Genomic DNA, 19,139 nt, shown 5'->3' with positions numbered 1-19,139 from the left:
CTCGCTTAGGACTTTAATTTTTGCACAACGGTTGCTGAATATCGGAAATTGCTTTGTTGAAATCGTAGTGCGATCATGCCGCCACAATCAAGGTCTGGAGGAACCATCCATGTACGAATTGGGTCATTTCATCGATGGCAAGCGCGTTGCCGGCAAGAGCGGCCGCGTCAGCAACATCTTCAACCCGGCAACCGGCGAAGTGCAGGGCACGGTGGCGCTCGCCAGCGACGCGGAACTTTCTGCAGCCGTCGAAAGCGCCAAGGCGGCGCAGCCGAAGTGGGCGGCCACCAACCCGCAGCGCCGCGCCCGCGTGTTCATGAAGTTCGTCGAGCTCCTGAACGCCAACATGAACGAGCTTGCCGAGATCCTGTCGCGCGAACACGGCAAGACGATCGAAGACGCCAAGGGCGACCTTATCCGCGGTCTCGAAGTCTGCGAATTCGTCATCGGCATTCCGCACCTGCAGAAGAGCGAATTCACCGAAGGTGCCGGCCCCGGCATCGACATGTACTCGATCCGCCAGGCCGTCGGCATCGGCGCCGGCATCACGCCGTTCAACTTCCCGGCCATGATCCCGATGTGGATGTTTGCCCCGGCAATCGCCTGCGGCAACGCCTTCATCCTGAAGCCGTCCGAGCGTGACCCGTCCGTTCCGATCCGCCTTGCCGAACTGATGATCGAAGCCGGTCTGCCGGCGGGCATCCTCAACGTCGTCAACGGCGACAAGGGCGCGGTCGACGCGATCCTGACGCATCCGGATATCGCTGCCGTTTCCTTCGTCGGCTCGACCCCGATCGCCCGCTACGTCTATGGCACGGCGGCGATGAACGGCAAGCGCGCCCAGTGCTTCGGTGGCGCCAAGAACCACATGATCATCATGCCCGACGCCGACATGGATCAAGCCGCCAACGCCCTGATGGGCGCCGGCTACGGCTCGGCCGGCGAACGCTGCATGGCGATCTCGGTAGCCGTTCCGGTCGGTGAGGAAACCGCCAACCGCCTGATCGAGAAGCTGACCCCGATGGTCGAAAGCCTGCGCATCGGCCCCTACACCGACGAGAAGGCCGACATGGGCCCTGTCGTCACCAAGGAAGCCGAGCAGCGCATCAGAAGCCTGATCGACAGCGGTGTCGAGCAGGGCGCGAAACTCGTGGTCGACGGCCGCGACTTCAAGCTCCAGGGCTATGAACAGGGCCACTTCATCGGCGGCTGCCTGTTCGACAATGTCACGCCGGACATGGACATCTACAAGACGGAAATCTTCGGACCGGTTCTCTCGGTCGTTCGCGCCAAGACCTACGAGGAAGCCCTCGACCTGCCGATGAAGCACGAATACGGCAACGGCGTCGCGATCTACACCCGCGACGGGGACGCTGCCCGCGACTTCGCCTCGCGCATCAACATCGGCATGGTCGGCGTCAACGTGCCGATCCCGGTTCCGCTCGCCTACCACTCCTTCGGTGGCTGGAAGTCCTCGTCCTTCGGCGACCTCAACCAGCATGGCACGGACTCGATCAAGTTCTGGACCCGGACGAAGACGATCACCGAGCGCTGGCCCTCGGGCATCAAGGGTGGTGCCGAATTCGTCATACCGACGATGAAGTAACGGGATACGAAATCCTCCCGCCTCGGGGCCTCCTTCGGGAGGCCCTTTTTTGTTGCAATCGGCAACATGGCACCGGGAAGGGGCAGAGCGGTTTAGGGTGACCCTCGACTAGGCCGCCGAGCTGTGCGCCAAAGTCAAACAGAGGTTCCAGGGGCAAGTGTTCGTCCTCATGCCTCCGAAACGAAACCAGCGGGCCGATGGCCCGCTGTTCGCACTCAAGCAATTGTCTTTCGATCAGTCCTGCGGACCGTCGTTGTAGCCGACCTTGTCGACCAGCTCGGAAGCCTTCTTGCGGTTGCCGGCGATGTCGGCGAGCGGCAGTTCGTCCGGCTTGATCGTGCCGAAGGACTTGACGACATCCGACGGCTCGGCGCCCGGCAGGACCGGATACTCGAATACCTGCTCGGCGTAGATCTTCTGGGCTTCGCCTTCCGAGAGGAATTCCATCAGCTTCAGCGCGTTGTCCTTGTTCGGCGAGTTCTTGGCGAGCGCCATGCCGGAGATGTTGACGTGCGTGCCGCGGTCCTTGGCGTTCGGGAAAAGCACCTTGATGGCGGCTGCCCAATCCTTCTGCTCCGGCTCCTTCTCGTTGGTCATCATCAGACCGACATAGTAGGTGTTGCCGAGCGCCAGATCGCATTCGCCGGCGAGGATAGCCTTGGCCTGGTCGCGGTCGCCGCCGTCTGGCTTCTTGGCGAGGTTGTTCTTGAGGCCGGTCAGCCACTTCTCGGCCTCGGCCTCGCCATGGTGGGCGATCATCGAGGCGAACAGGCCGATGTTGTAGGAGTGCTGGCCGTCACGGGTGCAGATCTTGCCCTTCCACTTCGGGTCGGCAAGCTCTTCATAGGTGATGTCGTCCTGGGCGACGCGCTCCTTGGAAGCGTAGACGACGCGGCCGCGGGTGGTGAGACCGAACCAGTTGCCATCAGGATCGCGGAAATGCGCCGGGATATCCTTGTTGATCGTCTCGTTGATAACCGGCTGGGTGACGCCGGCGTCCTTGGCCTCGGTCAGGCGGCTGATGTCGACGGTCAGGATCACGTCGGCCGGCGAGTTGGCGCCTTCGGCCTGGATGCGCTCGACGAGGCCCTTGTCGAGGAAGAGCACATTGGTGGTGATGCCGGTTTCCTTGGTGAAGGCGTCGAGCAGCGGCTTGATCAGGTCGGGCTGCCGGTAGGAGTAGATATTGACCTCACCGTCGGCCCAGGCGGCGGTCGTGGCGAAGAGGGTCGCCGTCAGGGACAGAACGCCCATCGCTGCTCTTGAAACGGACATCGCTTCCTCCATTTTCTTGTTTGAGCTAAGTTAACAAAATCGCTCATCTTTCTGACCCCGACGCCCGAAACAGTCAATCGGGAAACGGTTAACGCTCAACAAGAAGTGATTTTTCAAGCTTTTTGGAATTGTTCCAAACTACGATCCGTCCTATATGAAGAACTCGTGAACCTCTCGAATGCCGGAGTGAATGATGCGCCTGACGAAGCAAACGAACTACGCGGTTCGCATGTTGATGTACTGCGCTGCCAACGGAGAAAAGCTCAGCCGCATCCCCGAAATCGCCAGGGCTTATGGCGTTTCCGAGTTGTTTCTCTTCAAGATCTTGCAGCCGCTGACCAAGGCTGGCCTCGTCGAAACGGTGCGAGGCCGCAACGGCGGCGTGCGTCTGCCCAAGCCCGCCTCGGCGATCACGCTGTTCGACGTCGTCAAGGTAACCGAAGACAGTTTCGCCATGGCGGAATGCTTCGAAGCCGGTGAGATCGAATGCCCGCTCGTCGATAGCTGCGGCCTGAATTCGGCGCTGCGCAAGGCGCTGAATGCTTTCTTCGAAGTGCTGCAGGGCTACACGATCGACGATCTCGTCAAGGCGCGCCCGCAGATCAACTTTCTGCTCGGCCTTGAAGAAACGAAGCGTCCGCAGACGTCGGCTGCCTGACGTTCCCGGCCTTTGCCGCCAGATCGCGCGGCCGGGCCTGGCGGCAGCAGTGCCGCCGGGTGTTACTCCTGAGGCAGATATTCCCGCACTATGAAGTCGATTGCCGTGGCGTCGATTTCGGCCTTGTCGATGCGGAAATCGGCGCCGTACTCCTCCAGATTCTGAAAATAGGCATCGGCGAGCGAAGCCGAGATCACGCCGATGGGCCCGATGTAGCCCTGGTGCCGCAGTGCCGGCACCGTTTCGCGGAAATCCAGTTGCGGCTGCAGACGGTTGTCGAGGAGTATCATCGATACCGGCTTGCCCGAACGCAGGAATGCAAGCGCGTCGTCCATCGTCTGGCAGTAGTGCAGCTCGATATCGATGTTGCTCACCTTGCGGATGAGCGCGCGCAGGATTAGGTTTTCTGCCGGGTCGTCGTCAACAAGCAGGATGTGTGCTTTTCGCGTCATGACCGAATACCCTTGCTGATGGCGGGTGTCCCGTTCGTTGGTCGGGCGATGCTGAAAAACAAGGCCCGCATGTCGGCTTTCATTGGATGATTTGTTCCCGGATCGCCTTTGCCACCATCTGGGTGCGATTGACGACGTCGAGCTTCTTCAGGATCGTTGCGGTGTGCGAGTTCACCGTGTGCTCCGATACCGAAACGATGAGCGCGATCTCGCTTGCGGTCTTGCCGTGCGAGATCCATTTGAGGATTTCGGTTTCGCGCGGCGTCAGTCCCATCCCGGCCTTGTTGGCGAGCGCGATGCGATAGAAATAGTCGAAGGCGGCAATCGCGTCATAGGCAAGCGCCACATGCTCTGCCCGGGCGATATCCTCCCCGTCTCCGAGAAAGAGCACGGCATAGCGAGCGCCTGTCGAGGCCGCATGCACCGGTACGCTGACAAGCAGTTCGAAGCCGAGTTGCACCAGCAGGTTCTGGTTGGCGTCGCAGCCGGGATCGTCAGCCCGCCAGACGGATGAAATCGCCGACCGGTGCAGGGTCTTGTAGAACACGGAGTCGCCGAAGCGGTGGCGCTTGTCGTATTCTTCCGCGAGCCCCGAGGGGAGGTCGTGCAGCACCAGGCGGGTGGACAGCATGCAGGCGTCGTTCTCGTTGCCGAGCTGCAGAATGCCGAAATGGCTGAAGCCGAACCGGAGCGCCAGGGTATGAAAAATGCGGAAGAAATCGACGCGGTTCAGCGCTTTCTCTAGCTCGTCGCGAAGGTCGTATCGCCTGTGATTTTCCAGCAAAGCCGCCACGGAATGGCTATCCCCTTATCGTCGTGCGGCAGTTTATCGCGCCAGCCGCAGCGATCAATCGGCAAACTGCATCGCCGGTATTGCTGACAGGCAGTGTCATGCCCGTCCCTCGGCAATTTCACCGAACGACTGAAAGCTGCAAAAGGCGGCTGCCGGTCCCTCCCAAGGACGACTGGGCACGTCGTATGTCTCCCCCGAGTTTTGTATACATTTTATTGCACAATCCTGTTCGGGATTTCTACCATAGTATCTTGGGATTGACGGAAACCTGTCGAAATCGAATCGCGCGGTCACGCGGCCAATGATCGCGTCTTTCTCCAGACGGGCATTCGCGCGATAATAAGGGCAGGCGCCCGGGTCGAAACTGCGTGGATCAAGGCGCGGGCAGGGCGCGCTGCAATCCCTGCGCAAGCGGCCGGGAAGCCTTGGTTCAAGGGTGTCGCGCCGCATCGATTTGTCAGTCGATTCTAAAACAGTGGACGAATATCCTGGCTCTACCTGCGGACGAATTTTTCGCATAGACAAATTTCTGCGGCGACTTATTGCAATGCGACGCCAAATGTCGTTCCATCCGGCCTTGACCGGGGGGCAACGGCATTCCGCGTCAGGAAAACACGAGAACAAAAACAAATCTGGGAAGCAAAGCTCATGAAAAAGCTCACTACTCTGTTTGCAGCGACGGCGCTTGCCACGCTGATGGCCGGCTCCGCCTGGTCGAAGACGTTCGTTTATTGCTCGGAAGGTTCGCCAGAGGGTTTTGACCCGGGCCTGTACACCGCCGGCACGACCTTCGACGCGGCTGCGCACACGGTCTACAACCGCCTGCTCGAGTTCAAGAAGGGCACGACCGAGGTTGAGCCGGGCCTGGCCGAGAGCTGGACGATCTCCGACGACGGTCTCGAGTACACCTTCAAGCTGCGTCCGGGCGTCAAGTTCCAGACCACCGAGTTCTTCACGCCGAGCCGTGACTTCAACGCCGACGACGTGGTGTTCTCCTATGAGCGTCAGCTGAAGGCCGACAACCCGTGGAACAAGTACATCGCTGGCGCTTCGTGGGAATACGCAGCCGGCATGGGCTTCCCGGAAGTCATCAAGTCGGTCGAGAAGGTTGACGACCTGACCGTCAAGTTCACCCTGACGCGCAAGGAAGCTCCGTTCCTCGCCAACATCGCGATGCCGTTCGCTTCGATCCTGTCGAAGGAATATGCCGACAAGCTGCAGGCTGACGGCAAGATGGTGCAGATGAACCAGATGCCGCTCGGCACCGGTCCGTTCGCTTTCGTCGCCTACCAGCAGGACGCCGTCATCCGCTACAAGGCAAACCCGGACTACTGGGGCGGCAAGCAGAAGATCGACGACCTCGTCTTCGCGATCACGTCTGATGCTTCGGTTCGCTTCCAGAAGCTCCAGGCTGGCGAATGCCACCTGATGCCGTTCCCGAACGCTGCCGACGTTGAAAAGATGAAGGCTGATCCGAACCTGAAGGTTATGGAACAGGCCGGCCTCAACGTTTCCTACCTCGCCTACAACACGACCCAGGCTCCGTTCGACAAGCCGGAAGTCCGCAAGGCGCTGAACAAGGCGATCAACAAGCAGGCAATCGTCGACGCCGTCTTCCAGGGTGCTGCCCAGCCGGCCGTCAACCCGATCCCGCCGACGATGTGGTCCTACAACGACAAGATCGAAGACGACACCTACGAGCCGGAAGTCGCCAAGAAGATGCTCGAGGACGCAGGCGTCAAGGACCTGTCGATGAAGCTCTGGGCGATGCCGGTGTCGCGTCCGTACATGCTGAACGCCCGCCGTGCAGCTGAACTGATGCAGTCGGACTTCGCCAAGATCGGCGTCAAGGTCGAGATCGTGTCCTACGAGTGGGCCGAGTACCTCGACAAGTCCAAGGCCAAGGATCGTGACGGTGCCGTCATCCTCGGCTGGACCGGTGACAACGGCGACCCGGACAACTTCCTCGACACGCTTCTCGGCTGCAACGCTGTCGGCGGCAACAACCGTGCACAGTGGTGCAACCAGGAATTCGACGCCCTCGTGAAGAAGGCGAAGGAGACCTCCGATCCGGCAGAGCGCACCAAGCTCTACGAAGAAGCTCAGGTCGTCTTCAAGCGCGAAGCGCCGTGGGCGACGATCGACCACTCGCTCTCGGTCGTGCCGATGCGCAAGAACGTCGAGGGCTTCGTACAGAGCCCGCTTGGCGATTTTGCCTTCGACGGCGTGGACATCACCGAGTAATTTAGTTAACTGATCCTTAAGGGGGCGTTTGCCAAGGGCAAGCGCCCCTCTTTGCATCCACTATAGCGACCCTGAGTTCCGGCTGGAGCGCAAAAGGTCGCTGTGGCATTTCGACTTGCTGTATGCTTCGCCGACAAGTGGGAAAGCATGCAGTGGTGCCAGCGGCGGGATACAATGCCGCGGCAACATGGCGCGGGGTTTAAAATGTTCCGATTTCTCTTGGGGCGATTGGCTGTCCTGATACCGACGTTCGTCGGCGTCTCCATCATCGCCTTCTCCTTCATTCGCCTGCTTCCGGGCGATCCGGTTGCGCTGCTTTCGGGCGAGCGCGTCATGTCGCCGGAGCGACATGCGGAAATTTCACACGCACTCGGTTTCGACCGGCCGATCGTGGTCCAGTACCTCGATTATCTCTGGGGCGTGCTCCACGGTGACTTCGGCACGTCGATCGTGACCAAGAAGCCGGTGATCGACCAGTTCTTCGAACTGTTCCCGGCAACCGTCGAGCTTTCGCTCTGCGCGATCCTGTTTGCGGTCATCCTCGGCATTCCCGCCGGCGTGATCGCGGCGATCAAGCGCGGTTCGGCCGTCGACCAGGCCATGATGGGAACCGCCCTCGTCGGCTTCTCCATGCCGATCTTCTGGTGGGGCCTGCTGCTGATCATGCTGGTTTCCGGCACGCTGCAGTGGACGCCGGTCTCGGGTCGCATCTCGCTGATGTACTTCTTCCCGCCGGTCACTGGTTTCATGCTGATCGACTCGCTGCTGTCGGGTCAGGCCGGCGCCTTCAAGTCGGCGGTCAGCCACCTGATCCTGCCGACGATCGTGCTCGGGACCATTCCGCTCGCGGTCATCGCGCGCCAGACGCGCTCGGCGATGCTTGAAGTTCTCTCCGAAGATTACGTGCGCACGGCGCGCGCCAAGGGCCTTTCGACCTTCCGGGTCGTCGGCGTCCATGCGCTGCGCAATGCGATGATTCCGGTTGTCACGACGATCGGCCTGCAGGTGGGCGTCATGCTCGCCGGTGCGATCCTGACCGAAACGATCTTCTCCTGGCCGGGTATCGGCAAGTGGATGGTGGATTCGGTGTCGCGTCGCGACTACGCCGTCATCCAGGGCGGCCTCCTGGTCATCGCTGCGGTGATCATGCTGGTCAACCTGATCGTCGACCTGCTCTACGGTCTCATCAATCCGCGCATCCGGCACTAAGGAGGGCGTTATGTCTCAAGCTGCTGCAACAAACGCCGTTTCGACCGATCCGTCCCGCCGGGCGCGACTGGCCGAGTTCTGGTATTACTTCTCCGAGAACCGCGGTGCCGTCATCGGCCTCGTGTTCTTCCTGTTCCTCGTTCTGCTCGCGATCTTCGCGCCGTGGATCGCGCCGCACGATCCCGTCATGCAGTATCGTGACGCGGTCAAGGTTCCGCCGGTCTGGCAGGAGGGCGGTCGTGCCGAATTCCTGCTCGGCACCGATCCGGTCGGCCGCGATATGCTGTCGCGCCTGATCTACGGCACGCGCTTCTCGCTGTTCGTCGGCGTCATCGTCACCACGCTGTCGCTCGTCGGCGGCATCGCGCTCGGCGTCATCGCCGGCTATTTCCGCGGCTGGGTCGATACCGTCATCATGCGCGTGATGGACATCATCCTTGCCTTCCCGTCGCTGCTGCTCGCCCTCGTGCTCGTGGCCGTTCTCGGTCCGGGCCTCGTCAACGCCATGATCGCGATCGCGCTCGTCTTCCAGCCGCATTTCGTGCGCCTGACGCGTGCCGCCGTCATGAGCGAAAAGACTCGTGACTATGTGGTTGCAGCCAAGGTGTCCGGTGCCGGGCATGGTCGTCTGATGTTTAAAACGATCCTGCCCAACTGCATGGCGCCGCTCATCGTCCAGGCGACGCTCTCCTTCTCGAGCGCCATCCTCGACGCTGCCGCCCTCGGCTTCCTCGGCATGGGCGCCCAGCCGCCGACACCGGAATGGGGCACGATGCTCGCCGAAGCCCGCGAGTTCATCAACAGCCACTGGTGGATCGTCACGCTGCCGGGTATCGCGATCCTGATCACGGTGCTGGCGATCAACCTGATGGGTGACGGCCTGCGCGATGCGCTCGATCCCAAGCTGAAGAGGTCCTGATCATGGCGCTTCTCGAAATCGAAAACCTGGTCGTCGAATTCCAGACGGCCTCCGGTCCCTTCCGCGCCGTCAACGGCGTGTCGATGAAGGTGCATGAAGGCGAAGTGCTCGCGATCGTCGGCGAAAGCGGCTCGGGCAAGTCCGTGTCGATGCTGGCCGCCATGGGGCTTCTGCCCTGGACGGCAAAGGTGACGGCCGACAAGCTCACCTTCAACGGCCGCGACCTGCTCGGCATGTCGGCCAACGAGCGGCGCAAGATCGTCGGCAAGGACATTGCCATGATCTTCCAGGAGCCGATCGCCAGCCTCAACCCGTGCTTCACCGTCGGCTTCCAGATCGAGGAAGTGCTGCGTGTGCATATGGGCCTCGACAAGGCCGCGCGTCGCAAGCGCGCGATCGAACTGTTCGAAGCGGTTGGCATCCCCGACCCGGCCGAGCGTCTCGGCCACTACCCGCACCAGATGTCGGGCGGCCAGTGCCAGCGCGTGATGATCGCGATCGCGATCGCCTGCAATCCGAAGCTTCTGATTGCCGACGAGCCGACCACCGCGCTCGACGTGACCATCCAGAAGCAGATCCTCGACCTGTTGATGAAGCTGCAGGCCGAACACAGGATGGGCCTGATCATGATCACGCACAACATGGGCGTGGTTGCGGAAACCGCCGACCGCGTGGTCGTGCAGTACAAGGGCCGCAAGATGGAGGAAGCCGACGTGCTGACGCTCTTCGAAAATCCGAAGAGCAACTACACGCGCGCGCTTCTGGCGGCGCTTCCCGACAACGCAACCGGTGACCGTCTGCCGACGATTTCCGAACTCTTCGTCGACGAAGGAGCGGCCCAATGAGCGTGATCCTCGAAGCGCGCAATCTGGTGCGCGACTACCATATCCCCGGCGGCCTTCTGAAGAAGGCAAAGACGGTTCACGCGCTGAAGGGCGTGAGCTTTTCCGTCGAACAGGGCAAGACGCTGGCGATCGTCGGCGAAAGCGGCTGCGGCAAGTCCACGCTTGGCCGCATCCTCACCCTGATCGATCCGGCGACCTCCGGCGAACTGCTGATCGAGGGCAAGAAGATCGACATCGCCAAGGGCGACATGACGCCCGAGATGCGCCGCAAGGTGCAGATCGTCTTCCAGAACCCCTATGGCTCGCTCAACCCGCGCCAGAAGATCGGCGACATCCTGATGGAACCGTTGGTCATCAACACCGACACCCCGGCCGACGAACGTCGCGACCGGGCGATGACGATGCTGAAGAAGGTCGGTCTCACCGAGCTGCACTTCAATCGTTATCCGCACATGTTCTCGGGCGGCCAGCGCCAGCGTATCGCCATTGCGCGCGCACTGATGCTGAACCCGAAGCTCCTGGTGCTGGACGAGCCGGTCTCGGCGCTCGACCTTTCGGTCCAGGCACAGGTGTTGAACCTGCTGGCTGACCTGCAGGACGAGCTGAAGCTCACCTACGTCTTCATCAGCCACGACCTCTCGGTCGTGCGCTACATCGCCGACGACGTCATGGTGATGTACTTCGGCGAGGCCGTCGAATACGGCAGCCGCGACGAGGTCTTTGCCGATCCGAAGCACAGCTACACCAAGACGCTGTTTGCGGCGACGCCGCGCGCGGATGTCGAGAGCATCAAGGCGCGCCTGGCGAAGAAGAAGCAGGCGGCCTGATCCGCCACCGCTGATTTTTGCTGAAGAAACGGGAGAAGCCGGGCAGTCAATGCCCGGCTTCTTTGACTCGGAGACGTGATGGTGTAGAGGTGTCGCGCCGCCTTCTTTTCTCGCCTCTGGGCGGCGGGCAGCCGCTTTTCGGCCGGACGACCGTTCGGCCCAACCTCAGGAACACGTTCATGGAAATCAAGCGTTTCGAAACCGGCCCCCGTATGAGCCAGGCCGTGGTCTACAACAACACCGTCTACCTTGCCGGCCAGGTCGGCAATGCCGGCGACGATGTCGTAACGCAGACGAAGCAGGCGCTTGCCGAAGTCGACCGTCTTCTGGCGCTCGCCGGCACCGACAAGACCCGCATCCTCTCGGCCACCATCTGGCTCGCCGACATGGCTGACTTCCCGAAGATGAACTCGGTCTGGGACGCCTGGGCTCCGCAGGGCCATACCCCGGCTCGCGCCACCGGCGAAGCCAAGCTCGCAACCCCGGAATACCTCGTCGAGGTCATCGTCGTCGCCGCTGCCGCCTAAGGCTGGCGCCACGGGTTTCCCGCCATCTGCTTTCTGCGCCGCCGGACCTGGTCGTCCGGCGGCGTTTTCGTTTCGTGTTCCACTTCCCTGCGCGGAACCAAACGGCGCTTGGGCCGTTAATTGTCCGATCCAAAGAAACTGGCCAAAACCGGCCGCCACGATTGGGAGGACTGTTATGCTTTACTGGCTGCCCCGGGTGTGCGTCCTTCTTCTAGCGGGAATCGTGATCGGCTTCGGTCTTGTTCCCTACACCGCCGCAGGTGTCGCCCATACCTTGCTCGTCATCATCCTGGGTCTCGGCCTGTTGTCGCTGACCCTGCACGTCTTCCCGCCGGAACACCATTGACCGTGCATGATCATTCACGCGATGCGCCGCAAACCGGGCCGGAGCAGACGGCAGGACGGCCTGACGTGCTGAAGGGAAATATGGACCAAACGCGCACGGCCCTTTCCGAAGGGAAGCGGGGCATGATCGCCGATACGCTGAGGCGGGCCGGTGCCGCCCAGCAGCGCAAGCGCGCAAGGCGGATCGTCGAGGAGGAGGCGGCGGTCGCAACGGCGGCGCCATCGACCGCACCGCGGCGCGACGGCATCGACCTCATGGTCGCCTGGAGCATCATCGGCCTCTTTGCCATTGCCGCATGCGCGGCCATCTACGCCCTGGAAACGATCCTCCTGCCGATCACGCTTGCGATCGTCGTCGGCGTCGTGCTCGGCCGAACGGCTGACGGACTGGCGCGTTATGGCCTGCCGCCGATTTTCGGGGGGCTGCTGCTGGCGATCATTTTCGTCACCGGCCTCTCGTGGCTGGTCAACGCGCTCCTGGGCCCGTTGACGGCGCTCGCCTCCGAGGCGCCGAAGCTTGCCGAAAGCGTGGTGGCGCGGGTGATGCCGTTCATTGACCGGTTCGAGTGGCTGCGTCTGGCCGTCGCCCGCAGCGTCGGCAACGACGCGATTGCCGATACCGTCATGAAGAATGCCGGACCGATGCTTGCCGCCACCGCCGCCGGGTTGACGCCCGCTTTGGTGCAGACCCTGATCTTCCTCGCAGCACTCGGCTTGTTTCTGCTCGGACGGTTGCAACTTCGCAAGGCGGTCATCCTTGCCTTTGCCAGCCGCGAGCGGCGGCTCAGCGCCATTCGCATCATGAACGGCATCGAGGATGCGTTGGCGCGATACTTCTCGATCGCCAGCGTGATCTATTTCTCGCTCGGCCTGGTGACGACGGTGATCGCTTTTGTCGGGGGCTTGGGCATGGCGCCGCTGTGGGGCCTGTTCGCTTTCGTCTCCAGCTTCATTCCCTATCTCGGCGTGACGGCGATGACGCTGAGCCTGCTGGTGGCTGGGCTGATGACGCATGAGGTGCTGTGGTTGGCGTTGGCGCCGGCGGTGGCCTTCTTTGTCGTTCACCTTGCGATGGAGAACCTTGCCATTCCGGCCATCCTCGGCAACGAGCTCGAGGTGAACCCGTTCTTGATCTTCCTGGCGATCGTGTTCTGGACCTGGATGTGGGGGGCGGTCGGCGCCATGCTGGCGCTGCCGCTCTCTCTCATCGTCCTCGCCATCGTCGAGGAAATCAGCGACCAGCCGCCTGAACGTCAGTTGCCCGGATAAGGGGATGTGTTGCCCGGCCTAGCGCCGGGCAGAGCGTGCGTGCTCGTCGAAAAACAGCGCCTGGCTGATCAGCGCCTTCACCATGTCCGGGTTGAAGGGCTTGGTCACGAGGAAGGCCGGCTCCGGCCGCTTGCCGGTCAGGAGCCGCTCCGGGAAGGCGGTGATGAAGATCACCGGCACCGCGGCCTGCGTGAGGATCTCGTTGACGGCGTCGATGCCCGAGCTGCCATCGGCAAGCTGGATGTCGGCCAGAACCATCTTCGGAGAGGTCTTGCGGTAGAGATCGAGCGCCTCGCCGTGGGTGCGGGCGATCCCGGTGACGCGGTGGCCGAGGCTGGTCACCATGTCCTCGATATCGAGCGCGATCAGCGGCTCGTCCTCGATGATCAGGACGTCCGTTGCGACCTGGCGCGAAATGTCCTCCGATGCGAGCGTCAGCAGCTTCGAAAACTCGGCCTGACTCTGGTCCATGACCTCTGCCGCATCGGCGATCGAGAACCCCTCGACCGAGACGAGCAGAAAGGCCTGGCGCGGAGCCGGCGCAATCAGCGACAGATTGGCCGCTGCCTGCTGCTCCCATGCGAACGGCGAGGCGTTTTCGCCGCGGTCGATCGAGATCTTCTCGAACTGCGAGCAGAACAGCTTGTAGAGGCTGATGCGGTCGTTCGAGGCCTCTGGAAACAGGCTGATATCCTCGATCAGGGCCTCGAGAACAGCGGCCACATAACCGTCGCCTGCGGCCTGCGAGCCTGTGACGGCCCGCGCGTAACGGCGCAGAAAGGGCAGGTGGGGCGCAATCCGGGTCGAAAGTGACATCAACGACTTCCTTACGTGCAATGCGATTCGTTTGATTTCTGAGGATAGGGGGTATGTGGCGGAATAGATGGATGTTTTGAACACGTTTTTCGGCTTAGAGCAAATGGGGGCATGTTCGAAACGGTATGTCGGCGACAGGGCTTGCGGCATGTAAAGCCGTGAACGACCGAGGGTAGGGGAAGGCGGCATGGGCGAGGAAGAAAAGCGCGGCGAGGCGGGCAAGCAGCACGGGGACCCTGCCGAAACGCTCGATCTCGGCTGTTCGATCGGCGCCAGCTTGAAGGCGCTCTACCGGTCGCTGGAGCAGGAGCCCGTTCCGGAACTCTTTCTCGATCTTCTTGAAAAACTGGATCAAGCGGAAGCTGCGGCCGAAGGCCCGTCGAAGGGGCGCGGTCCGCTCTGAGGGGAAGCGGGAAGAAACGGGCAGCTGCCCGTTTCTTCATAGGATAGGCCGATCAGCAGGCGGCTTCGTAGCGGCGGCCGTAGCGGTCGCGATAGATGCAGCGGCCCGGCTCGTTGGCGTTGCCGATGAGGGCGCCGGCGACACCGCCGATGGCTGCGCCCACGGCCGCGCCACGGACATTGCCCGTAGCGGCGCCGCCGATGATGGCGCCGCCGGTTGCGCCGATCGCTGCGCCCTTCTCCGTTTGCGTACAAGCGGCGAGGGGGAGGATCAGGCTTGCTACGATAAGTATCTTCTTCATGACGCGTTCCTATCCGAGGGTTGCTTTGTTGAACTGAGAATCAATTTTCGGTGAAATCGATTTGCCCGCGACTGGTCACGAACAGAATGACGACAATGAGGCATAGCCCTTGCTCGATGTCGCGCGATCCTGATCGATCTTCGATGGTTGCCTTAACCGGCGTTTCAGCGCTCGCACTGAACGAGCCCTTGTGGTGTTTCCTTGCCTGGCCAGTCTCTCCTCCGTCGCTCGGCCGCGGTCGCAGCGCTTGTTATCGTTGCGAAAACGACAACGGGACGTTTTTGTTCCATCGCCTGAGCGGTCGGCGTTTCGTGGCCGTGGCGGTTGTGCGTTGTGGATGCCCGCAAGACGCTTTCGACGAACGCAGCTTCCCGACGGACTTCTAGTCGGAGGTGGCAGCGCAAACGCGCAAGTGGGCACCAAGGTTCCCGGAAATATTTCGCACCCGTTCGCGGAACCGCAGATCACGCATTGCCGTTTGCAGTTGGAGTTTGACTGAAAAGGAGCATGCGAATGGAACACATTGCCGCCATCATGGTCCTGGTCGGCTGCATGCAGACGACAGAGGCCTGCCGCGAAGTGCCGGCGCCGACTGTGGCTTTCGAAACCGTAGACGAATGCCGTGAACTGCTCTCGCCCGCGATCGAGGCGACGGCTGAGACCTTCAAGCATGCCTATGGCGCCTGTGCGGAAGTCGACCCGGCCCTGTTCGTGGAAGACGCGACCATCGAGTGGCGGGTGACGGCGCCGGGCCGGTTGAGGGTCGAGGTCAAGGTCGATGATGGCAGCTACACCGTTGCTGCGCGCCACGACAGCGGGGCGAAGGCTCGCAAGTGATTTCACCGGTTGCGCTCAGCGACTGCATCAACAGAAAGGATAGAGAAATGAACTGGGACATTGTTGAAGGCAAATGGCACGAACTGAAGGGCAAGGTGCAGACGCAATGGGGCAAGCTGACCAATGACGATCTCGACGTCATCGACGGTCGCAGGGAGGAACTCGCCGGTCGGATCCAGGCACGATATGGCGTTGCGCGCGATGAAGCGGAGCGGCAGATCGAAGACTGGATGTCCCGTCGCTAGACAGCGCCGGGAAGGAAGGCAGCTCTTCCTTCCTGAACGGCGATACGAAGACAAAAGCCGCGTGGCATGTGCCCGCGGCTTTTGTCTACAACGCGCATTGCGCTTACTTCTTCTTTGCCGCCGCTTCGCGCTTGCGAAGCTCTTCCAGCAAAGACTGGAGCTTGGTGCTTTGTACTTCTCCGTCGGTGTATAGGTCGCGCATCGTCTTCCCGATATGAAGGTTTCTATCGGAGAGATGCGTCCGCTCCCGTCCGGCTTCGATCGCCGTTTTCCAGATATATGCTGTCGGCATCTTCATTTCGACCCTGCGTGTTCCATGGATGGAGAACGTCGGAGTATTGCGAAGGTTCCGGGCATTTCCGGTGCAAACCGTGCCGATTTGGGACTCTTTCGTCTTTCATCGTAAACAGAATATTAATGTCGAGTGGAGCTCTGGAATTCTGCGTTGCGGAATTTGATCGATAACTGGAACAAAGTGAAAGTTCTGGCGTTTGTATTGCAGTGATTTAGGCAAGGAGAATTGCTATGCTATACTACGCGCTTGTCTTCCTCGTTGTGGCAATCATAGCGGGTGTACTTGGGTTCGGGGGGATTGCCGGCACGTCCGCGGGCATCGCGCAGATCCTCTTCTTCCTGTTCCTGGTCTTCCTGGTGATTTCGCTCGTCGCCGGTCTGGTGCGTCGCGGCTGACCAGATTTGGCGATGAACTGATACGAAAGATAGGAAAGTGGGGCGGCGTCGAAGCCGCCCTTGGCGTGTTTGGTGGCGGGGTTGACTTGCTTGCCCTCGGAGGCCCGCTTGGTTATTGATGCCCAATTGTCCTTTTGCCCTGGGGTACCGAACATCATGAAATCGCTGGAACTGCTCGTCGAGCGGATCATCCTGTCCAGCCGCTGGCTCCTCGTCATCTTCTACCTTGGCCTCGTCGCGGCCCTTGCCCTCTACGGCATCTCGTTCGCGTTCAAGCTGCTGAAGATCGCCGGCATGGTCTTCGTCTACGACGATGCCCAGATGATCCTGGCGATGCTCGGCCTGATCGACGCAGCGCTGGTCGCCAGCCTGATCGTGATGGTGATGATTTCCGGTTACGAGAACTTCGTCAGCCGCTTCGACGAAGGCGACGCGGAGGTTTCGTTCCTCGGCAAGCTCGATTCGGGCAGCCTGAAGATCAAGGTTGCGTCGTCGATCGTGGCCATTTCCTCGATCCACCTGCTGCAGATCTTCCTGAATGCGCAGCAATATTCAAGCGAGCAGTTGATGTGGGCGACGATCATACATCTTGCCTTTGTCGTCTCGGCCGTGCTGCTCGGCTATCTCGAGCAGATCATGAATGCGCTGAAGAAGAAATGATGCTTTCGCCGCGGTTCAGGCAGGGCCGCGGCTTGTCTTGATCGAACAACGGGGCACCGCGGATGAAGACTGACGTAGTGGTTCTTGGCGCCGGCATCGTCGGCATTTCCACCGCCATCCATCTTGCCCGGCGCGGCAAATCGGTGGTGCTGCTCGATCGTCGCGGCGCCGGCGAGGAAACCTCCTACGGCAACGCCGGCCTGATCCAGCGCGAAGGCGTCTTTCCCTATGGTTTCCCGCATGATTTCGGCGCGCTCTTCCGCTACGCGCTCAACAACACCATCGACGCCCACTACCATTTCCGCGCCCTTCCGGGCCTGGTGCCGTTCCTCGCGCGCTACTGGTGGCACTCCGGTTTTACCCAGCACCGGCGCATCGCCCAACTCTATGCGCCGCTGATCGAGCATTCGATCAGTGAGCACCAGGACCTCATCGAGGCCTCCGGCGCCGGTGACCTCATCCGCAAGGATGGCTGGACGAAAGTATTCCGCACCGAGAAGGAGCGCGACGCTGCCTACAAGGACGCGGAAAAGCTTTCGGCCGGCTTCGGCGTCAATCACCAGAAGCTTTCGACGAGTGAACTCAAAACGCTGGAGCCGTCGATCAAGGCGGACCTCGTCGGCGGCCTGCGCTGGAGCGATCCCTGGTCGATCCGCGATCCCCACAGCCTCAACAAGGCCTATCTCGCCTACTTCCAGTCGCTGGGCGGCCGGCTCGTTTCCGGCGATGCGGCGACGACGGAGCACGTTCTCGAAGGCCCCGGCTGGCGCGTCGCCACGCCGGAGGGGCCGCTGGAGACCCGCGAAGTGGTCGTGGCGCTCGGCCCCTGGGCCGACACCGTTACCCGCAAGCTCGGCTATCATTTCCCGCTTGCGGTCAAGCGCGGCTACCATATGCACTACGGCATGCAGGAGGGCGCGCAGCTCAACAACTGGGTGCTCGATGCCGAGAAGGGCTATTTCCTGGCGCCGATGTTGCGTGGCATCCGCTTGACGACCGGTGCGGAATTTGCGTGGCGCGACGCGCCGAAGACGCCCGTACAACTGACACGGGCCGAGCGGGTGGCGCGCGAATTCTTCCCGCTTGCCGAACGCCGCGACGAAGAGCCGTGGATGGGCGCGCGCCCCTGCACGCCGGACATGATGCCGCTTATCGGCAAGGCGCCGCGTCACGAGGGCCTGTGGTTTGCCTTCGGCCACGCGCACCATGGCATGACGCTCGGGCCGGTGACCGGCCGGGCGCTGGCGGAAGCCATGACCGGAGAAAAGACGGTCATCGATATCGCGCCCTATCGGCCGGAGCGCTTTCTGGCTTAACGAGGTCGGAGCCATCGCATCACGATGGAAAAACAAGGTCGGAAGCTGCGTTTCCGGCCTTGTTCTCTGCCGGTTCAGGCGTTGGTGCCGCTGTCGATCGTGAATTCGGCGCCGGTGACGCTGCGCCCGTCAGGACCCGCCAGCCAGGCGACGACGCCTGCCACATCGCTTGCCTCGTTGAAGCGCGGGATCGCCATCAGTCCGCGCTGCGGGCCGGCGTGTTCGCCATTGGCCGGGTTCATGTCCGTGTCCGTGGAGCCCGGGTGAACGATGTTGACGGTGATGCCTTTTGGCCCGAGGTCACGCGCCACCGCCTTGGTGAAACCGATCAAGGCGCTCTTGCTCAGCACGTAGAGGCTCATGCCCGGCCAGGGCACGCGGGCGGCGAGATTGCTGCCGATCGAGATCACGCGTCCGCCCTCCGGCATGTGCGCGGCTGCCGCCCGGGTCGCCAGGAACACTGCCTTCACGTTGACGTCGATCGTCCGGTCGAAATCGTCAGCAGTCACTTCGCTCACCGTTCCGGCGTCGAAAACGCCGGCATTGTTGACGAGGATGTCGATGCGGCCGTGTTTCTCCGCGACGGTCTTGACGGCGGCCTCGATCGCTCCCGGATCGCGGTTGTCCGCCTTTATCGCCAGCGCGCTGCCGCCATCCCTCTTGATTTGCGTAACCAGTGCCTCGGCCTTTTCTTTCGACTGGCTGTAGGTCAGCGCCACCGTCGCGCCGTCGGCCGCCAGCCGCTTTGCGATCGCTGCGCCGATGCCGCGGCTGCCGCCCGTCACCAGGGCCACCTTGTCCTTCAAGTTCGTCACTGGGTTTCTCCATATTTGTAGTGATCGATACATATATGGAGAAACGACTTGCTACCTGCTGTCAAGCGATTTATGTATTGATCGATA

At 61.6% G+C, this 19,139-nt stretch carries 23 protein-coding genes; 16 read left to right on the top strand and 7 right to left on the bottom strand.

Annotated features, from left to right (window positions below):
- Positions 1-109 precede the first annotated feature (109 nt).
- Positions 110-1,606 carry a CoA-acylating methylmalonate-semialdehyde dehydrogenase gene (locus tag C1A35_RS14215; RefSeq protein ID WP_104664943.1) on the top strand — a complete coding sequence of 499 codons (1,497 nt, stop codon included), beginning with the start codon at positions 110-112 and terminating at the stop codon, positions 1,604-1,606.
- 234 nt (positions 1,607-1,840) lie between these two features.
- On the opposite strand, the gene C1A35_RS14210 is transcribed toward C1A35_RS14215, so the two are convergent.
- The gene (locus C1A35_RS14210) at positions 1,841-2,881 is read right to left on the bottom strand and encodes a Fe(3+) ABC transporter substrate-binding protein (protein ID WP_104664942.1); all 1,041 of its coding nucleotides are present in this window, start codon (positions 2,879-2,881) and stop codon (positions 1,841-1,843) included.
- Between the two features lie 193 nt (positions 2,882-3,074).
- Between C1A35_RS14210 and rirA the strand changes: the two genes are divergently transcribed.
- A complete protein-coding gene (gene rirA, locus C1A35_RS14205; protein WP_034801384.1) occupies positions 3,075-3,539 on the top strand; it encodes an iron-responsive transcriptional regulator RirA in 465 nt (154 codons plus the stop codon).
- 62 nt (positions 3,540-3,601) lie between these two features.
- Here rirA and C1A35_RS14200 read toward each other — a convergent pair whose 3' ends face one another.
- Positions 3,602-3,991, bottom strand: coding sequence for a response regulator (locus C1A35_RS14200; RefSeq protein WP_104664941.1), 390 nt, complete (start codon positions 3,989-3,991; stop codon positions 3,602-3,604).
- Between the two features lie 79 nt (positions 3,992-4,070).
- Complete coding sequence (locus tag C1A35_RS14195) at positions 4,071-4,784, bottom strand: helix-turn-helix transcriptional regulator (protein WP_158665073.1); 714 nt, start codon at positions 4,782-4,784, stop codon at positions 4,071-4,073.
- Positions 4,785-5,432: 648 nt separating this feature from the next.
- Here C1A35_RS14195 and C1A35_RS14190 point away from each other — a divergent pair.
- The 8 genes from C1A35_RS14190 (at position 5,433) to C1A35_RS14160 (ending at position 12,969) form a co-directional block, all read left to right on the top strand.
- Positions 5,433-7,028, top strand: coding sequence for an ABC transporter substrate-binding protein (locus C1A35_RS14190; RefSeq protein ID WP_104664939.1), 1,596 nt, complete (start codon positions 5,433-5,435; stop codon positions 7,026-7,028).
- A gap of 204 nt (positions 7,029-7,232) precedes the next feature.
- Positions 7,233-8,237: an ABC transporter permease subunit gene (locus C1A35_RS14185; protein WP_104664938.1), complete on the top strand. Its 1,005-nt coding sequence runs from the start codon at positions 7,233-7,235 to the stop codon at positions 8,235-8,237.
- A gap of 10 nt (positions 8,238-8,247) precedes the next feature.
- Positions 8,248-9,156 (top strand): ABC transporter permease subunit, encoded by a 909-nt coding sequence (locus tag C1A35_RS14180; protein WP_104664937.1) that lies wholly within the window; start codon positions 8,248-8,250, stop codon positions 9,154-9,156.
- Positions 9,157-9,158: 2 nt separating this feature from the next.
- A complete protein-coding gene (locus tag C1A35_RS14175) occupies positions 9,159-10,001 on the top strand; it encodes an ABC transporter ATP-binding protein (protein WP_104664936.1) in 843 nt (280 codons plus the stop codon).
- A complete protein-coding gene (locus C1A35_RS14170) occupies positions 9,998-10,828 on the top strand; it encodes an ABC transporter ATP-binding protein (RefSeq protein WP_104664935.1) in 831 nt (276 codons plus the stop codon). The genes C1A35_RS14175 and C1A35_RS14170 overlap by 4 nt, the downstream gene beginning before the upstream one ends.
- A 179-nt stretch (positions 10,829-11,007) precedes the next feature.
- A complete protein-coding gene (locus tag C1A35_RS14165; RefSeq protein WP_060516475.1) occupies positions 11,008-11,355 on the top strand; it encodes a RidA family protein in 348 nt (115 codons plus the stop codon).
- 175 nt (positions 11,356-11,530) lie between these two features.
- Positions 11,531-11,701, top strand: coding sequence for a hypothetical protein (locus tag C1A35_RS36380; protein ID WP_199772933.1), 171 nt, complete (start codon positions 11,531-11,533; stop codon positions 11,699-11,701).
- 137 nt (positions 11,702-11,838) lie between these two features.
- The gene (locus C1A35_RS14160) at positions 11,839-12,969 is read left to right on the top strand and encodes an AI-2E family transporter (protein ID WP_440271525.1); all 1,131 of its coding nucleotides are present in this window, start codon (positions 11,839-11,841) and stop codon (positions 12,967-12,969) included.
- 18 nt (positions 12,970-12,987) lie between these two features.
- Here C1A35_RS14160 and C1A35_RS14155 read toward each other — a convergent pair whose 3' ends face one another.
- A complete protein-coding gene (locus tag C1A35_RS14155; RefSeq protein WP_104664934.1) occupies positions 12,988-13,785 on the bottom strand; it encodes a response regulator in 798 nt (265 codons plus the stop codon).
- A gap of 187 nt (positions 13,786-13,972) precedes the next feature.
- Between C1A35_RS14155 and C1A35_RS36720 the strand changes: the two genes are divergently transcribed.
- On the top strand, positions 13,973-14,188 hold the full coding sequence (locus tag C1A35_RS36720) for a NepR family anti-sigma factor (RefSeq protein WP_104664933.1): 216 nt from the start codon (positions 13,973-13,975) through the stop codon (positions 14,186-14,188).
- 52 nt (positions 14,189-14,240) lie between these two features.
- Here C1A35_RS36720 and C1A35_RS14145 read toward each other — a convergent pair whose 3' ends face one another.
- Complete coding sequence (locus C1A35_RS14145) at positions 14,241-14,489, bottom strand: glycine zipper domain-containing protein (RefSeq protein WP_065775524.1); 249 nt, start codon at positions 14,487-14,489, stop codon at positions 14,241-14,243.
- A 513-nt stretch (positions 14,490-15,002) separates the two neighbouring features.
- Between C1A35_RS14145 and C1A35_RS14140 the strand changes: the two genes are divergently transcribed.
- Both C1A35_RS14140 and C1A35_RS14135 read left to right on the top strand, forming a co-directional pair.
- The gene (locus tag C1A35_RS14140) at positions 15,003-15,326 is read left to right on the top strand and encodes a hypothetical protein (protein WP_104664932.1); all 324 of its coding nucleotides are present in this window, start codon (positions 15,003-15,005) and stop codon (positions 15,324-15,326) included.
- 47 nt (positions 15,327-15,373) lie between these two features.
- Positions 15,374-15,571: a CsbD family protein gene (locus C1A35_RS14135; RefSeq protein ID WP_104664931.1), complete on the top strand. Its 198-nt coding sequence runs from the start codon at positions 15,374-15,376 to the stop codon at positions 15,569-15,571.
- A gap of 103 nt (positions 15,572-15,674) precedes the next feature.
- On the opposite strand, the gene C1A35_RS14130 is transcribed toward C1A35_RS14135, so the two are convergent.
- Positions 15,675-15,869 carry a hypothetical protein gene (locus tag C1A35_RS14130; protein WP_104664930.1) on the bottom strand — a complete coding sequence of 65 codons (195 nt, stop codon included), beginning with the start codon at positions 15,867-15,869 and terminating at the stop codon, positions 15,675-15,677.
- A 227-nt stretch (positions 15,870-16,096) separates the two neighbouring features.
- On the opposite strand from C1A35_RS14130, the gene C1A35_RS14125 reads away from it, so the two are divergent.
- The 3 genes from C1A35_RS14125 to C1A35_RS14115 all read left to right on the top strand — a co-directional run bounded on the left by C1A35_RS14125 (position 16,097) and on the right by C1A35_RS14115 (position 18,237).
- Entirely contained in the window at positions 16,097-16,261 is a 165-nt protein-coding gene (locus C1A35_RS14125; protein ID WP_034800864.1) for a DUF1328 domain-containing protein, read from the top strand.
- Between the two features lie 156 nt (positions 16,262-16,417).
- The gene (locus C1A35_RS14120) at positions 16,418-16,921 is read left to right on the top strand and encodes a TIGR00645 family protein (protein WP_104664929.1); all 504 of its coding nucleotides are present in this window, start codon (positions 16,418-16,420) and stop codon (positions 16,919-16,921) included.
- Between the two features lie 62 nt (positions 16,922-16,983).
- On the top strand, positions 16,984-18,237 hold the full coding sequence (locus C1A35_RS14115; protein WP_104664928.1) for an NAD(P)/FAD-dependent oxidoreductase: 1,254 nt from the start codon (positions 16,984-16,986) through the stop codon (positions 18,235-18,237).
- A 74-nt stretch (positions 18,238-18,311) separates the two neighbouring features.
- On the opposite strand, the gene C1A35_RS14110 is transcribed toward C1A35_RS14115, so the two are convergent.
- Positions 18,312-19,085 carry an SDR family NAD(P)-dependent oxidoreductase gene (locus C1A35_RS14110; protein ID WP_104664927.1) on the bottom strand — a complete coding sequence of 258 codons (774 nt, stop codon included), beginning with the start codon at positions 19,083-19,085 and terminating at the stop codon, positions 18,312-18,314.
- Positions 19,086-19,139 lie beyond the last annotated feature (54 nt).

The organism is Ensifer adhaerens (assembly GCF_002940685.1).
In the GTDB taxonomy this organism is placed as follows: Bacteria; Pseudomonadota; Alphaproteobacteria; order Rhizobiales; family Rhizobiaceae; genus Ensifer; species Ensifer adhaerens_E.
Note: the sequence above shows the minus strand (reverse complement) of the source record. Positions and strands in the feature narration are given on the sequence as shown.

Excerpts from the sequence above, each read along its gene's own strand:
- C1A35_RS14215 (WP_104664943.1), top strand. The coding sequence starts at position 110 with ATGTACGAATTGGGTCATTTCATCGATGGCAAGCGCGTTGCCGGCAAG.
- C1A35_RS14120 (WP_104664929.1), top strand. The coding sequence starts at position 16,418 with ATGAAATCGCTGGAACTGCTCGTCGAGCGGATCATCCTGTCCAGCCGC.
- C1A35_RS14180 (WP_104664937.1), top strand. The coding sequence starts at position 8,248 with ATGTCTCAAGCTGCTGCAACAAACGCCGTTTCGACCGATCCGTCCCGC.
- C1A35_RS14145 (WP_065775524.1), bottom strand. The coding sequence starts at position 14,489 with ATGAAGAAGATACTTATCGTAGCAAGCCTGATCCTCCCCCTCGCCGCT.
- C1A35_RS14135 (WP_104664931.1), top strand. The coding sequence starts at position 15,374 with ATGAACTGGGACATTGTTGAAGGCAAATGGCACGAACTGAAGGGCAAG.
- C1A35_RS14140 (WP_104664932.1), top strand. The coding sequence starts at position 15,003 with ATGGAACACATTGCCGCCATCATGGTCCTGGTCGGCTGCATGCAGACG.
- C1A35_RS14210 (WP_104664942.1), bottom strand. The coding sequence starts at position 2,881 with ATGTCCGTTTCAAGAGCAGCGATGGGCGTTCTGTCCCTGACGGCGACC.
- C1A35_RS14155 (WP_104664934.1), bottom strand. The coding sequence starts at position 13,785 with ATGTCACTTTCGACCCGGATTGCGCCCCACCTGCCCTTTCTGCGCCGT.
- C1A35_RS14110 (WP_104664927.1), bottom strand. The coding sequence starts at position 19,085 with ATGTATCGATCACTACAAATATGGAGAAACCCAGTGACGAACTTGAAG.
- C1A35_RS14130 (WP_104664930.1), bottom strand. The coding sequence starts at position 15,869 with ATGAAGATGCCGACAGCATATATCTGGAAAACGGCGATCGAAGCCGGA.
- C1A35_RS36720 (WP_104664933.1), top strand. The coding sequence starts at position 13,973 with ATGGGCGAGGAAGAAAAGCGCGGCGAGGCGGGCAAGCAGCACGGGGAC.
- C1A35_RS14125 (WP_034800864.1), top strand. The coding sequence starts at position 16,097 with ATGCTATACTACGCGCTTGTCTTCCTCGTTGTGGCAATCATAGCGGGT.
- C1A35_RS36380 (WP_199772933.1), top strand. The coding sequence starts at position 11,531 with ATGCTTTACTGGCTGCCCCGGGTGTGCGTCCTTCTTCTAGCGGGAATC.
- C1A35_RS14185 (WP_104664938.1), top strand. The coding sequence starts at position 7,233 with ATGTTCCGATTTCTCTTGGGGCGATTGGCTGTCCTGATACCGACGTTC.
- rirA (WP_034801384.1), top strand. The coding sequence starts at position 3,075 with ATGCGCCTGACGAAGCAAACGAACTACGCGGTTCGCATGTTGATGTAC.
- C1A35_RS14115 (WP_104664928.1), top strand. The coding sequence starts at position 16,984 with ATGAAGACTGACGTAGTGGTTCTTGGCGCCGGCATCGTCGGCATTTCC.
- C1A35_RS14200 (WP_104664941.1), bottom strand. The coding sequence starts at position 3,991 with ATGACGCGAAAAGCACACATCCTGCTTGTTGACGACGACCCGGCAGAA.
- C1A35_RS14165 (WP_060516475.1), top strand. The coding sequence starts at position 11,008 with ATGGAAATCAAGCGTTTCGAAACCGGCCCCCGTATGAGCCAGGCCGTG.
- C1A35_RS14175 (WP_104664936.1), top strand. The coding sequence starts at position 9,159 with ATGGCGCTTCTCGAAATCGAAAACCTGGTCGTCGAATTCCAGACGGCC.
- C1A35_RS14170 (WP_104664935.1), top strand. The coding sequence starts at position 9,998 with ATGAGCGTGATCCTCGAAGCGCGCAATCTGGTGCGCGACTACCATATC.
- C1A35_RS14190 (WP_104664939.1), top strand. The coding sequence starts at position 5,433 with ATGAAAAAGCTCACTACTCTGTTTGCAGCGACGGCGCTTGCCACGCTG.